The organism is Nostoc sp. (assembly GCF_036917095.1).
GTDB lineage: Bacteria > Cyanobacteriota > Cyanobacteriia > Cyanobacteriales > Nostocaceae > Nostoc.
Genome location: NZ_JBALFH010000035.1, coordinates 14,201 through 28,700, shown reverse-complemented (window position 1 = coordinate 28,700; position 14,500 = coordinate 14,201). Strand labels below are relative to the sequence as shown.

The 14,500-nt window shown below is 41.1% G+C and carries 13 protein-coding genes; 5 read left to right on the top strand and 8 right to left on the bottom strand.

Going from position 1 to position 14,500, the window contains the following annotated elements:
• Positions 1–2 precede the first annotated feature (2 nt).
• Positions 3–1,661, bottom strand: a complete 1,659-nt coding sequence (locus V7L01_RS18260) for an ArnT family glycosyltransferase (RefSeq protein ID WP_335037064.1) — start codon at positions 1,659–1,661, stop codon at positions 3–5.
• Between the two features lie 137 nt (positions 1,662–1,798).
• Here V7L01_RS18260 and V7L01_RS18255 point away from each other — a divergent pair, with 137 nt between their 5' ends.
• The 3 genes from V7L01_RS18255 (at position 1,799) to V7L01_RS18245 (ending at position 4,351) form a co-directional block, all read left to right on the top strand.
• The gene (locus V7L01_RS18255) at positions 1,799–2,443 is read left to right on the top strand and encodes a methyltransferase domain-containing protein (protein WP_335037062.1); all 645 of its coding nucleotides are present in this window, start codon (positions 1,799–1,801) and stop codon (positions 2,441–2,443) included.
• 312 nt (positions 2,444–2,755) lie between these two features.
• Entirely contained in the window at positions 2,756–3,745 is a 990-nt protein-coding gene (locus V7L01_RS18250; protein ID WP_335037060.1) for an aldo/keto reductase, read from the top strand.
• A gap of 12 nt (positions 3,746–3,757) precedes the next feature.
• Positions 3,758–4,351 (top strand): TetR family transcriptional regulator, encoded by a 594-nt coding sequence (locus V7L01_RS18245; RefSeq protein WP_335037058.1) that lies wholly within the window; start codon positions 3,758–3,760, stop codon positions 4,349–4,351.
• A gap of 593 nt (positions 4,352–4,944) precedes the next feature.
• On the opposite strand, the gene V7L01_RS18240 is transcribed toward V7L01_RS18245, so the two are convergent.
• Both V7L01_RS18240 and V7L01_RS18235 read right to left on the bottom strand, forming a co-directional pair.
• The gene (locus V7L01_RS18240; RefSeq protein WP_335037056.1) at positions 4,945–6,384 is read right to left on the bottom strand and encodes an MlaD family protein; all 1,440 of its coding nucleotides are present in this window, start codon (positions 6,382–6,384) and stop codon (positions 4,945–4,947) included.
• Between the two features lie 133 nt (positions 6,385–6,517).
• Positions 6,518–7,300: an ABC transporter ATP-binding protein gene (locus V7L01_RS18235; RefSeq protein WP_335037054.1), complete on the bottom strand. Its 783-nt coding sequence runs from the start codon at positions 7,298–7,300 to the stop codon at positions 6,518–6,520.
• Positions 7,301–7,957: 657 nt separating this feature from the next.
• Here V7L01_RS18235 and V7L01_RS18230 point away from each other — a divergent pair.
• Positions 7,958–9,004, top strand: a complete 1,047-nt coding sequence (locus tag V7L01_RS18230; protein ID WP_335037052.1) for a threonine aldolase family protein — start codon at positions 7,958–7,960, stop codon at positions 9,002–9,004.
• An 83-nt stretch (positions 9,005–9,087) separates the two neighbouring features.
• On the opposite strand, the gene V7L01_RS18225 is transcribed toward V7L01_RS18230, so the two are convergent.
• A complete protein-coding gene (locus V7L01_RS18225) occupies positions 9,088–9,525 on the bottom strand; it encodes a thermonuclease family protein (RefSeq protein WP_335037050.1) in 438 nt (145 codons plus the stop codon).
• A 521-nt stretch (positions 9,526–10,046) separates the two neighbouring features.
• Here V7L01_RS18225 and V7L01_RS18220 point away from each other — a divergent pair.
• A complete protein-coding gene (locus V7L01_RS18220) occupies positions 10,047–10,259 on the top strand; it encodes a ribbon-helix-helix protein, CopG family (protein ID WP_335037048.1) in 213 nt (70 codons plus the stop codon).
• Between the two features lie 420 nt (positions 10,260–10,679).
• Here V7L01_RS18220 and V7L01_RS18215 read toward each other — a convergent pair whose 3' ends face one another.
• From V7L01_RS18215 to V7L01_RS18200, 4 genes are read right to left on the bottom strand one after another with little or no spacing between them, the layout of a single operon-like run.
• Positions 10,680–11,384 carry an SAM-dependent methyltransferase gene (locus V7L01_RS18215; RefSeq protein WP_335037047.1) on the bottom strand — a complete coding sequence of 235 codons (705 nt, stop codon included), beginning with the start codon at positions 11,382–11,384 and terminating at the stop codon, positions 10,680–10,682.
• A 45-nt stretch (positions 11,385–11,429) separates the two neighbouring features.
• Positions 11,430–12,017, bottom strand: coding sequence for a protein-tyrosine phosphatase family protein (locus V7L01_RS18210; RefSeq protein WP_335037156.1), 588 nt, complete (start codon positions 12,015–12,017; stop codon positions 11,430–11,432).
• Between the two features lie 4 nt (positions 12,018–12,021).
• Positions 12,022–12,231: a hypothetical protein gene (locus V7L01_RS18205; RefSeq protein WP_335037045.1), complete on the bottom strand. Its 210-nt coding sequence runs from the start codon at positions 12,229–12,231 to the stop codon at positions 12,022–12,024.
• Between the two features lie 55 nt (positions 12,232–12,286).
• Positions 12,287–14,332 carry a 5'-nucleotidase C-terminal domain-containing protein gene (locus V7L01_RS18200; protein ID WP_335037043.1) on the bottom strand — a complete coding sequence of 682 codons (2,046 nt, stop codon included), beginning with the start codon at positions 14,330–14,332 and terminating at the stop codon, positions 12,287–12,289.
• Positions 14,333–14,500: the final 168 nt, after the last annotated feature.

The window sequence follows — 14,500 nt, the reverse complement described above, 5'->3', positions numbered from 1 at the left end:
TCTTAGGGAAGAACTTGAATTAACTGGTACTCATTGACTGTACCGATAATGCGGTGAGGTCTAGATAGTTTAGAGGACTGGTTAGCATAGATCCAAGCATAGCTCAAAGCTGGTACTTGGGAAATAGAGGCTACTTGTTGGGGACGAGTAGAAAGATAGAAATTAAATAGTACTTTGGTTTTAGCGTCTAACTGCACATAGTAGGTAGGATGAGATTGGACAATTGAAGCGATCGCACTTTGTTGTAAAAAAGTTATTAAAACCGGGTTATAGTCACTTAACAGTCCTGTGCTACCTATCGCCGCCAAAGCTAGCCAACAGGGAATTAACCAACCTGCAATCCAGTAACGCGCTGTAAGAAACTTTTTGCCAAAGTGGTAACGGCTAATCCACACCACAGGTAAAATTAACCAACCCAAGCCCATAGCCAAGCCAATAGTTGCATATTTGCGAATATCAGAACTACCCCAACTAAGAACTCCAATACTGGCTATTACCAATAAAACACCTAACCCACCAAAGCCATAACTGAGATTTCGAGGAAGATTCTTCTTTGCAAAAAGGTTTAATATATTTTTTTTACCTTTTTCAACAGGGAGTTGTGGGGTAATTCCTGTCTGGTAAATATTGCCTAACCAGTTTATACCCACAGATGCAAACAAAGCTATAAACGGAAAAATACAAAGAATATAGTGAGGTAAACGAGTGGTAAAAAGACTAAGTTCTACAAATAGGACAAGGGGAAAGCCAACTAATATCAAATTGTAACGAGGAATAGGATGACGGAGAGTTAAAAATAAACCTAAAAGTCCGAAAAATGCCCAAGGAAATGCTTTTATAGGAATATTCCATATATAGAACAACGGCCCATTCTTATCCTGAGACTCAGAACCTAGCTGCACAACAAACTTGAACAACTGCTCAAAACTCTGATTTCCGTAGTGCAGCCAGCTTAACCACAGCCAAATACAGGTAGGTATTAAACTGACAAAAAAGCCTAAATATAAAATTGGGTTAGTAAGATGACGATGACGGCGATGTTCCCAAATTAAATAAGGCAATAAAGCTATGATTGGCAAAAAAATCATAAAGCTTCTGACTAAGAAGCCTAAACCTAAACTTAAACCAGCTAGAAAACTCCAAAAATATTGATACTTAGGATTTAATTCCGTTTTCATTAAAGACCAAATAGCTAAAAGTACCAATAAAATCATCGGTACATCAGGTGTACTTAAGCGGCAATATTGCAGCCAGAGAAATTCCACACTTAAAATTGCAGCAGCAAGCCAAGCTAATTTTTTGCCTAGCATAATTTTGCCGATTTCATACACCAGCCATAGGCTAAAAATGCCAGCAATCATACTGGGAAGACGCGCACTAGTATCACTGATACCAAAGAGCTTGTAGAAACTCGCAATTATCCAATAAGGGCCAGGGGTTTTATGATGCGCTGTTTCCCAAGGAGCTATCCAATTACCAGAATCAAACATCAGACGTGCACGCGATGCGTAAAGCCCTTCATCATGTGCTATCAGACTATTGTGCCCAGAATTAAATAATAATAAGGGCAGCATCCAAACTAACAAAGTAAAATAGGGCGACGATCCGACTAGGCGGATTTGTCGCCAAATATACTGCAAAAAGTGTAATTTATATAACATTGAATTGATACAATTGAATGCTGCTATTTAGACTCGTTTATCTATCCTGCTGTTATTAAAATATGTTACATAGTGATTGTTGAAAAATTTCTAAACTTATCGCAATTTTCGGAAAAAGTTCTCCAAAACAGAGATTTATGCAGTTAAGACCGAATCAACGCCTGAAATTAGACGACACAGACGATAAGCTGTTCTACGCCTATCCCCGCTTTGTCACCCATGTTGATGAAGGATTTATTCAACAGCTAACGGATTTATATCGCGATCGCCTGAAACCCAACACCCGCATTTTTGATATGATGAGCAGTTGGGTGTCTCATCTGCCAGAAGAGATGCAGTTTTCTCATGTGGAAGGACACGGACTCAATGGTGAGGAATTAGCACGTAATGCCCGCTTAAATCATTACTTTGTGCAAAATCTTAACGAAAATCCGCAGCTACCTTTACCAGATGAAGATTTTGATGCTGTTCTCAATTGCGTATCTGTGCAGTATGTGCAATATCCAGAAGCAGTATTTTCCGAAATTTATCGCATCCTGAAACCTGGTGGTGTTGCAATTATCAGCTTTTCTAACCGGATGTTTTTTGAAAAGGCAATTCAAGCTTGGCGAGAAGCTTCAGAAGCACAGCGAGTGGAATTAGTTAAAGCTTACTTCGCCTCAGTTCCAGGATTTACAACCGCAGAAGTTATAGTTCATAAATCAACATTACCGAATTTATTACAGTGGTTGGGTGCAGCTGGAGGAGATCCATTTTATGCTGTCGTAGCTTACCGCAGTTAAGCCAAATAGTCACTAGTTCTAAGCTAGTGGCTAAATCTTTATCTCATCTGGTGAGTTTTAAGTAGAAATGGGACAGGGACTAAAGAGGAAAAAGCTGTAACAGCAATAGTTTATAGTTTGAAATTAGTTATTAGTTAATTGGGAAAAAGGAGATGTTGCATTTTCACAAAAGTAAGATGCAAGTCAAATTGCAGACTTGCTTCAACAGATGCTTGCCGTGTTGGGCGCTTTTAACAATTATTGAATGACAGATATTGATTTTTGTCATTCACCCGACTATCATAGTTTTATCACCACAGGGGAGAAATTGCTATGTTGTCGCGTCAACTGGGAAAAAACGGTTCAACAATATCAGCGCTTGGGCTTGGCTGTATGGGCATGTCTGATGTCTATGGCCCAGCCGATCGCGAGGAAAGTATTGCAACGATTCATGCAGCACTTGATGCAGGCGTTAACTTACTGGATACAGGCGACTTTTACGGCATGGGGCATAATGAATTGCTGCTACACGAAGCCCTAGCAGGACGGCGGCGGGAAGATGTCTTCATTGCCGTCAAATTCGGGGCGTTGCGATCGCCTGACGGCAACTTTATTGGCTTCGATGGTCGTCCTGAAGCCGTAAAGACTTCACTTGCCTATACATTGAAACGGCTGGGAACCGATTACATTGACCTTTACCAGCCAGCCCGGCTCGATCCGACCGTGCCCATTGAAGACACCGTTGGGGCGATTAGCGAAATGGTGAAAGCTGGATATATTCGCCAGATTGGTTTATCTGAAGTGGGTGCAGATACAATTCGGCGTGCTCATGCGATTCATCCCATCACCTGTCTTCAGATCGAATATTCGCTGCTGAGTCGTGGCATTGAGGATAACATTCTCCCAACTGTGCGGGAATTGGGCATTGCTGTTACCGCTTATGGAGTTCTATCGCAGGGGTTATTGAGCGGTCAATGGTCGAAAGAACGCTCCGATCGCTTTCGAGGACATCTGCCACGCTTCTCTGGAGAGAATCTGGATCGCAATTTGTTGCTGGTCGAAGCCCTTCGTCCTATTGCCCAAGAACAGAGTGCAACAGTTGCTCAAGTGGCAATTGCTTGGGTGCTGTCGCGGGGGAACGACATTGTGCCGTTGATTGGAGCGCGGCGTCGCGATCGCTTGAATGAAGCGCTGGGTGCGTTGGATCTACACTTAAGCCAGGACGATCTCGCCCGGATTGAGGCAGCAGTGCCACTGAATGCCGTGGCTGGCGATCGCTACGCTCCAAGTCAAATGGCGATGTTGGATAGTGAAAAGAGGTAAAAAACCTGTAGGATGAATGATTCAGCTTTGACACCGGAGCGGATTCTCGACGCGGCGGAAGAGGTTTTGCGGCGTTACGGTCTGGCAAAGGCAACAGTTGTCGATGTGGCTCGCTTTTTAGAGGTGAGCCACGGCACAATTTATCGGCATTTTCCCAGCAAGGCTGCCTTGCGCGATGCGGTAGCAGAACGGTGGCTGCATCGGGTTTCCACACCACTAGCCGCGATCGCTCAAGAACAGGGTTCTGCCGTTGAACGGTTGCACCGATGGTTTGAGCAACTCATGACTCTGAAACGTCAAAAAGTCCTGGACGATCCAGAGTTGTTTGCAACCTATTCTGCGATCGCTCAAGAGGCGCGAGGGGTGGTTCAAGCTCATATTGATGAACTGATAAAGCAAGTCGCTGCGATCGTTGAGAGCGGTATTTCCAGTAACGAGTTTAAGGTCACCGATCCGCAGGTAGCGGCGAAGGCAGTCTTTCAAGCGACGGTTCGGTTTCACCATCCAGCTCATGCATCCGAATGGAGCGATCCAGACATCGACACGGACTTTGCCGAAGTATGGCGCTTGGTACTTGCTGGTCTTGTAGCAATACACTTGGGTTAGTATATCTTGCCCCAGAAGATCCCTCCAACCCACGTCAGTCCCTCCTACGTGGAAACCAAAAATACCGCAGTGGCTCCCCTTAAAGAGGCTTGCTCTAATTCCCTCCTTATTTAAGGGGGAGGAACGAGAATAGGACTCAATACTTTTCGGTTAAGCATTTTTAACTTCGGAATCGGGTTTGGGGTAAAGGGTAAAGGGTAAGGGTTAAAGGTTTTTTCTTTCCCTTTCCCCTTTTCCCTTTTCCCCAAAACCCGAGAAGTATTGGAATAGGACTTACGCAAGAACTCTCTGAAACTCTTATTTCTCCGTGCCCTCTGCGTCCTCTGCGGTTCGATTTTCCGTTACCTGTGCGTAAGTTGTGGAGAAAAAGTTAGATTATCGTGAAATGAGCATGGGGAGAAAAGAGAAAATCATAGTACTTTTTACTACCGAACTAGTTCCAAATACACTTATTTGTTTCTCTTCCCCTGCCTCCCCTGCTCCCCTAGCGTTCGCGTAGCGTCCCGCAGGAATGGGATATTTTTTAGTTGGAAGTCCCTTATGGTGGCTGAGTTAATGGTTGAGTCTTACTTAAAATTATCAAGCTATATTGCCTATTTTTCTGTCTCCAGTTGCTCCCGTTGCTTACCATACTCCCGCAGCTGCTTCAACAGGTTTTCTTGAGATGAGTTAGGGATAGATGGAGTGGGGGTTGGTTCAGGGTTGATGTCGGTACTTTCAAAATTAGCAGGTGAGGGATTAATTACGTAGACGGGTAGGGACTTGTCATTAAACATCGCCTCTTGGGTTGGTGCTGGGGTAGGAACTAGATTCTTTGGTTTGCTCACAGCAGCTTTTACAGAATCTAGACTAGTAGCAACTTGCACTTGTTGTTGCATCTGTTGTGTAGAAGATACTAAACCACTTAGACCATTCACCAATTGCCGCAAATTTTGGCGGAAAGTAGGATCGCCTGTCAATTCATCCAAATCAGATGTAATTTTTTGGCTATTTTCAAACGTTACTCGTGCTGAATCTAAAGTTTGTTGCAGTAGCACCACATTCTTTGGATCGTTTAAGGTTTTAGAAGCATCGCGTAAATTAGCTGAGGCTTGCGCTGCATTTGCTGAAAGAGTTTCTAAATTGTTGAGTAATTGCCCTTGAGTCAATCGATTCACAGATGGTGATAAGCTAGTGACTGTAACGCGCAGTTGGTTGCTGGTTTCGGTGATGTTGTTCAAAGCACCAACCAGCGCCGAACGATTTGTTGTCAACAGATTATCCAAGTTGTTCAGCAAACGATTTGCTTGAGTTGCAGTTGCACCGAATTTATTTGCTGTTTGAGTCGAGGATGTACTAAGTTGGTTTGTCGCTCGTTGCACTGAATTAGCAGTGGCTGAAAAGGTATCAAGCTGTTGTCGTAAGCTTTTGGTCAAACCTCGTAAATCTTGATTTAGCTCAGTAAAACTGGTTGCTGCGCCTGTGGTAGTTTCTAGAACCCTATTGACATTTCTATAAAACTTTGGGTCATTGTATACAGCGGCTAGCTCACTTGAACTGCGAATTAGTTCATCAACACTGATGCCAACCTGACCTTTTAATCGAGAGCCATTACAGACTATGAGACTGCGATCGCAATTTTTATCTAGAGGTTTAGCAATCACAACCCCAGCAGGTAAGGTTGCTTTTGGTGTGATTTCGATAATACTTTCGCTAATTAATCCGGTTTGATTAGCTTCCACCACTACATTCCGGGGGATAATTAGGTCAGGTTGGGCAATTTCAATCTCTACATCAATGGCATTTGGCCCTGGTCGAACCTGGGAAATAGTTCCTATTTTAAAGCCACGATAGCGAACTTGCGATCCCTTTTGCATTCCGCCAGCGTTAACAAATTCCACAATAGCTTTGTATGAGCGGCCACTAGCAGTGAATCTATTTAACCACAAAAAGAATAATCCAAATACCCCTAATCCTACCAGGAGTAACAACCCCACAGAGCCTTCTCTAAATGTTCGCCCAGACGCGAAGCGGCTTGTCATAAGACCTCGCATTTTTTTGCCTCCACCAAGAACCAATTAGGAGTTAGAAGTTCGGAGTGAGGAGTTATGAGTTGAATTTAACTCATAACTCCTGTACAGACGCGATTAATCGCGTCTCTACTCCTAACTCTTCACTTTTAAGTTTCTAGCCAACGACTTGAATCGGCCCTTGCACACTTCCAGTGATAAATTGTTTGATCAACGGATTTTCTGTGTTGTATATCTCACTAACTGTACCCTGCCACTGCACTCTACCTTCATAGAGAAATATAAGTCTATCAGCTGTACGGCGGATAGTGCTGTCTTGGTGGGTAACAACGGCATAGGTACTACAAACTCCATGTAAACATTGCAAATACCGGATTAAATCTTCAATTACTGTTGAGGCAATGGGATCGAGTCCGGCTGTCGGTTCGTCGTATAGTAGAACTTCTGGCCCTTCTGAGGGATTATCGGGGTTAGACATAATCGCACGGGCAAAACTTACCCGTTTTCGCATTCCCCCAGAAAGTTCGGCTGGGTAGAGATTGCTTATTTCTGGCAAACCTACCATCTCCAATTTTTCTTTTACCAAATCTCGGATGCGCGATCGCGGCAGCCTGGAATTTTGATAAAGTAAAAATCCCACATTCTCCTCCACCGTCAGCGAATCAAATAGCGCCGCCTGCTGAAACACCATGCCAATGCCAACCTGCTGGCCACCATCTTCAATCAAACCGTCTCGCCGCACTCCTTGCACATAAATTTCTCCTTCATCGGGACTCAGTAACCCCGCCATTACCCGTAAAATTGTTGATTTACCAGTCCCTGATGGGCCAATAATCCCCAGTGCTTCTCCTCGGTAAATGGTCAAGTCTACATTATCTAGAACTTTATGGCTACCAAAGGACTTAGAAACACCTTTCAGTTCAATCAATGGTTCAGTCATTAGTTATTAGTCATTGGTCACTGGTCATTGGTCATTTGTCATTTGTCATTTGTCATTGGTCATTAGCAAAGGACAAAAGACAAATAGCCCAATAGTGATGTCATAGTTATTGGTAGAGTATTGTATGGTACATTATAAGTATATGATTAGCATTCTGATTAGCAAACTTTATTTTTTTAGCACAATATTTAGTTATTTGCGATGTCTCGCGTCCCTAAATCCCTTCAAAACAAAACTGACGAAGACACCGTAGTATTGTAACGTCTCAGTAAAGGGAAACTAAGACTCCAGTTTTTCGTAGATATTAGCAAAGTCATAAAATAGTATAAATATACTAAGCGATGCTATATCAAAGAAAAGCTACGACAACAAAAACTAATTAACAGGTTACAGCCAGATATAGCAATTTTATTTAATTTGTGAAAGTCCAAATCTTTAGATTAGCTAGTTTTTAGATAAGTCGGAAATGTTGTTCATGAATAATTGAGTAGGGATATATAAATATTTATTTTGCTACCATCCCAAGTGATTGGAATTAGCAGAGTTATTAGATAATTTGATAGATTAATAATATCACCTGTTAACCTGATAGTTGGCAAGTGCCAAAATTATTCACTAATATTATAGTAATTACTGATAAAAATCAAAGTAGAGATTATGAGTAACAATTTAGAGCAGTTTGCAAGTGATAATTCCTCTGGTATTTGTCCAGAAGCACTGGAATATATGATTAGGGCAAATCAAGGTAGTGTTCCAGCCTATGGAAATGACGAATGGACTCAAAAAGCCACAGATTATTTTCGGGAACTCTTTGAAATTGATTGTGAAGTATTTTTTACCTTTAACGGTACAGCCGCAAATTCTTTATCTTTAGCTGCACTTTGTCAGTCATATCACAGCGTCATTTGTCATGAAACATCTCACATAGAAACAGATGAATGTGGCGCACCTGAATTTGCATCTAATGGCTCTAAACTATTACTAGCTCAAGGTAAAAATGGCAAGTTAACACCAGAATCTATAGAGGCAATTGTCACTAAACGTACTGACATTCATTATCCCAAACCTAAAGTTATTAGCATCACACAATCAACTGAATTAGGCACTTTATATTCTATTGAAGAACTTCTGAAAATTAAAGAAGTTGCGAAAAAGTATAACTTAAAAATTCACATGGATGGCGCTCGTTTTGCAAATGCAGTTGCCGCTATGAATAAAAGCCCTGCTGAAATTACTTGGAAAACTGGAGTAGATGTGTTGTGCTTTTGTGGTACAAAGAATGGAATGGCATTAGGTGAAGCTATCCTTTTCTTCAACAAAGAGCTAGCAGAGGATTTTGATTATCGATGCAAGCAAGCAGGTCAGCTAGCCTCAAAAATGCGCTTTATCTCTGCTCCCTGGTTGGGTTTATTGGAGACTGGTGCTTGGCTCAAAAATGCCAGACATGCCAATCAATGTGCTGATTACTTAGAAAATCAGCTATTAAACATAGAAGGTGTTGACTTGATGTTTCCTAGAGAAGCCAATGCTGTGTTTGTTAAACTACCGGAACAAGTCGTTCGCGCCTTAAAAGCAAAGAATTGGCAGTTTTATACATTTATTGGTGTGGGAGGAGTACGTTTTATGTGTTCTTGGAATACGACTAAATCAAGGATTGATGAATTGATAGATGATATTAAGAACGCAACTATTTCCAAAAAGTAAATATGAAAAATCTAAATTAATGGAATAAGTAAATCAGTCCTAAAACTGTTCAAATTTGGAGTCATAACTGAGAATACAAATGTTTACTTAGCATGAGAATTAAACTTGACTTTTGTTTGCTGCCACAATCCCAATCGCTTATTTTTAGCATTAGCTTCTGCAATTAAAAATTGGGTGCGGCTTTCGTAGCAATTTTGCAAAGTTTCTCGGTCAACGACCGCATTACCAGACTCTACCAAAAGGAGATTTACTGACCGATTATCCACAAACACTTCACCAACTGTGCGACTACTTTTGAGTTGTTCTGTGTTTCTAATCACCACAGGAGTTTGAGGTGGTAGTAGCTGTTTTAACTTTTGTGTTGCTGTTAAACCATAGGGCTGAACAGTCGCCTTTGGTGCATTAATACACGCTAGTCTGATTGTAATTGTTTGTCCTGCATTGTCTTTAACCAAAATAGTGTTCCCGTCTGTAACGCCAACTACTGTAGCTAGTACCAAAATTAGTTCAAATAGCTCCATTGTTTTGTATGTACAACTTTAGGTATAAAATAACTTTATTCTAGTGCTTAGATGACTAGTGTGATTTAACTCACAAGTTGTAAATAAAAGTAAAAGTTTCAGAGAAGCGATCGCTAACTAAACGAATCAACAAAATTAAATGAATTCGTAAGAAAAAATCTGACTAGACCCTAAAAAACTCAACAAAATAAAAAATTATTTAATTGTGTGTACCTAAATACTATAAAATTAACATTTTGATTGGATAGTTTCGAGGTGAAAACAATTAAATGCTCTAGCTGCTTCAGGAATTAGCTCAATGTACCAGTACCCATTTATTTCATCAGCGTGTCACGCCATTTCACCTCAGTGAAGAGATACGAAATGTATAGCGACAAGCATTTGCTGGAATGCTGTGGAGTAAACAACATTATAGAGGATTGGCTGAAGGGCGATCGCAATAATATGCATTGTGAGAGCAATCATAATGACTTAATGATTTAGAATTTAGATAAAAAGCAACATATTGACAAAGGAGGATCATGAATAAAAAATGGGCTGTTAAACGACTGACAGTAAATCTCACAACAGAGGAAATGAAGAAACTTGAACGCTACTGTGCTTCAACAGGAAGGCCAGCAACAGATGTAATTCGAGAATTGCTCCGAACTCTTGAGGTTGAAAATGCTGAAAACTCGGAGATAGGAGCAGCAGATTCAACAACAACAGTTGGCAGTCGGTCAAAATCGCAGTAACTATCCACTCGGATATCCCGCCAAATCTCAGAAATCTGCTACCATAATTTCCTGACAGATAGGGCAAAAGGATGATTAGGCACCCCTGACAATCTTATTGTTGGTTTTGAGCAGTTCTTGAACAGGTGTAGCAGGGGGAGTAAAGAGAAAGAGTTATTCTCCGATAATTCTTATTCTCCCCCTACGGCCTTGGCATTACCGTAGGATACGAAGCGACAGCGTAGTGTTCGCGTAGCCTCTGGTAGAGTTGCAATCCCATATCTTGCGATCGCTTTACTCCGCTACGTTGCGATCGCAATCACAATTTATAACCTGGGTTTGATATAACTTGCACATTTGGGATGCTCCCTGTCTTAACGAGGCGATCGCCCCAGACTAATCTTAATAGAATCGGCAATCAAAGCATTTAAAATTTACAAATTAGGAATTACCAATTAGATTAACATCTCTTGTTATCTTCAACATTTTATTTCCACCAGGCTGTAGTTCATATTCAACCTTTTCGATATCTATCTTGTAACCCTTTGAACTGTAATATTTTACTACTTCATCTAAATGTTGTGAATGTTTCCACATTAATGTTATGAGGGGAAAAATTCGGATTTCTTTAGCAATCCGTAGCATTTCACCTATTGAATTTAGGTGAAAGTTGTAATCGAGATGGTCGGAATATAAAAACAATAAATGCGAGCAAAGGGCTATGTCAAACTCTTGATTTTTAAATGCCAATTTTGGCAATTCACCAACTGTATATCTGTTGCTTTTTTTGCCAGTTTCGTAATCAGAGATAAATTTCTCAATAACCTTTACTCGATTGTGTCGCAAATCATCTGGAGATTTATGATAGCTCCATACCCAATCATTTGGTGTAGCTTTGACTTGGTTAATTATGTTATCTACCACTTCATTAAATCTTTGCAATATTTCATCGCCGGAAAATTGGTATAGTGGATCGACAGAAACGACACTTTTACCCTGATGTGCCATTTCTGCATTAAAGCTTGCCGGCCCATCCCCAATCCCAATAATTCTTTTATTTAAATCTGCGTTTGTTAAATTAAATATTTTTATATATTCATCCATCGATCTCCCAAAAGGAACTACTTTATCTAAAACCATTGCCATAGAATTTACCTCGTCAATAGACTGATTACACAGAATAATACCAACTCAAAATGCTTTATGCGCTGCTAAACGACAATTATTCAGAAGTTCGTCAAGTTCTTTTACAACTTTCAAGGGATTTCTGCCTCTAAACACAGCAGCGATACCTTCGGTAACCTTCGCTAACGCAGCTTCATAAGGATTTCTACCTGTTCTTCTGACAGCAGCGATACCTTCGGTAAGCTTCGCTAACGCAAGTTTATTTGATAATCCTCGGGCACTAACTAGCCATGCCGCTAACACATGTCCAGTACGTCCAATTCCACCAGAGCAGTGTACAACGACTTTCTCATTTTGTTTATCTGCTTCTATTAAGAAAGGAAGTATTTTCTGTGTGAAAATTGCTAAATCACATAAATGGAAATCTGCAATTGGTGCAGGGCAAACTAGTTGATTACCAAATTCCTGTTTGTATGTGCCTAGAAGATCGGAGTAAGAAGCTAGCTGTTGCTCAGGAAGAAGGCAGCAAACTCGCTTAATATCTTGGCACTTCATGAATTTTATCCAATCCTGAACCTTATTGTTAGTGTATCCAGGCCGTGCAGCACCAAAGACTATTTGCTCGTTCTCCCAAGCCGGGGCAAACTTATACATCTTTTTATCGAAATATCCATAATCTGTAACCATAACGCTCCCAATGGTTGAGATTTTCTTTTAAAATTTTCTGTGTTTGTTCGTCGGAACGAACGCCAGCCAAAGTCGCCATAATCGTGGAATCTTGATGCATAATGCAAAGTAGATCGAGATGTTCGGATCGTAAGCGATCGCTAATAAGTTTAGACGGAAAAAATGTTTCTATTGATAACATAAAAACATTAGCAAAGTTTAGTCAATAGTTAAAGTTTATTCTTTAATCCAATACCCTACTTACTTAACACCATATCTTGACGCAATTTAAGATTTTGAATGCGAGTATCTTTGGCGGGTGGCACATCCCCTTGAGCAAAAGGAATCTGCTTAAAGTTAGCAGCCAGATATTCTGCTAATGCATCTTGCTCGGAACCATCAGCAGCAAAGGTGGCTAAACCTGTGCGTTTGCTCTTATCAGCATCTTTGGATGTCAAATCAACCCGTTCTCTTTTGGGAAAAGGATAGCCATCACCACCAGTTGCAAGGAAGTTGAGGGTAACAACGCGGAAGATCCGATTAGGTTCACCCACTAACTCTGCATTTTTAACCACTACATCAATAATTTTGCCTTTTCCATCTTTGATAGCAAGGGATTTGACACGCTTACCTGCTGGCAAATCTGGGTCAAAGCTAAAGGCTAATCCCGCTACTTGGGGAAAACTGCCAGGGGTAGCACCGGGCGCGATCGCTGCTACACTGTGTTCAATCACTGCCAGTAGTTCTGTTGCACTCAGGGTAACTAAAGTCAAGCCATTGTTGAACCGTAAAGCATTGGTGATATCAAGTTGGGAAATTTCTTTTTCTTTCTTACCTGCCACAGGATTTGCTTGAGGTGGCAGTTTAATAACATTCTGTAAGCGAGTCGAACCTGCGGGAAAGGTATATATACCGATATTGTCACGGATACCACCGCCATTTTTGATGGAAATGACAGTTTTAGGATCGTATCGCTTGGCGATCGCTAAATTAGCTTCGGCTGTCAAATTCCCTAAATTGGTTTCTTGTCTGCGGACATCACCCCGCCAGCCGTTGAGAAAGACGTTGGTTTTCCCGAAAATCTGACCATCTTGGGTAATAATCACTTTTTTGAGTGCTTCTGTAATCGCAACAATTTTGGGGTCGGGTTTCCCACCTACAGTTGCTACTCCTTGGGAATCGGTGGCATAAGCACCGCTGATTTTGGAGTCAATACTTTTAGGAATAATCACTCCATTGGCATCAAAGTTAACTACTAGGCGACCAACATAGCGATAGTTTCCATCGGTATTAACTATGGCTATCGGATTACCGTCTGCTGCTTTTTTGAGGATTGGATAAGTTCCAGCAGATTTATCACCCACTCGGAGACGGTCTGTTTTGTCGGCTAATAAGGTATTGGAACCACCAGCAACAATAATATCTACTCCTTTAAGTAATTCTGCTAGCTTTTTCTCAATAGTAATTTGCTGCATATGCGCCAACAGAATGACTTTATTAATCTCTGGGTTTTTTGCCAGCAGTGTATCAACAGAAGTTTGAATTTCAGCAGCTAAAGCGGCGATGTCTGCGGCATCACGGTCATTAAATTCTTTAGGCAAAACAGTCACACCACCGGGAGAAGAAATAGTCCGCAGTGTGGGAGTTGTCGCCCCAATTACACCAATTTTTTCACCATTAAGGGTAATGATGGTGCTACGAGCAATCTTATTAGGAATTTTACTTGCCTCTTGTCCATCAGCAGTAACTAAGTTTGCCAGGTCTTTATCAGTGCTGAAGTCTAGATTTGTGCTGAGATAGGGAAATTTTGTGCCTGGGTAATTTTCTTTAGGTCGGATTAAGTCAGCAATAACACCAGTACCTAAGTCAAATTCGTGATTGCCAAATGCGATCGCACCAAATCCAAGAGCATTTAAAATTAGAATATCTCCTCGTCCCTGTCCACCAAAAGCTGTGTCACTGGCAAATAAAAACGGACTGGGAATATAGGCATCTCCAGATGAAAGAATTAAGGTATTAGGATAATCAAGTTTGCCGTCACGATTAGCATCCTGATTTTTGAGTGCATTCAACACCGCAGAAAAGTTTGGTGCATCCTTCAGCGCCGGAACACCTGCTTCTTGGTCAGAAGTATGTAAAAGTTGCAGTGTAAATTCAGGCTTGGGTGCTGTTCTGACTTGCGCTACACCAATACTAGTTTCTACAAAAAACAAGAAACCAAATATAGCTAGTAAACTTAATTGGCTAGCACTTAAATCTAGGCTATTAAGCTTACTGAAAAATCGATTTTTGGAATTGAACATTTTTTGCTAATCCCTTAGAGGATGTTTGAAAAGTTTTCGGCGAATATAATTCGCTACTACACAGGCTAAGTCCACCTCCGTGGACTAATACAAAATTAAGGTTTTCAAACCCACGCAGGTGGGTTTCGTCTGTGTAGCCGCGACTTCCAGTCGCCAGGGCTGTAATAA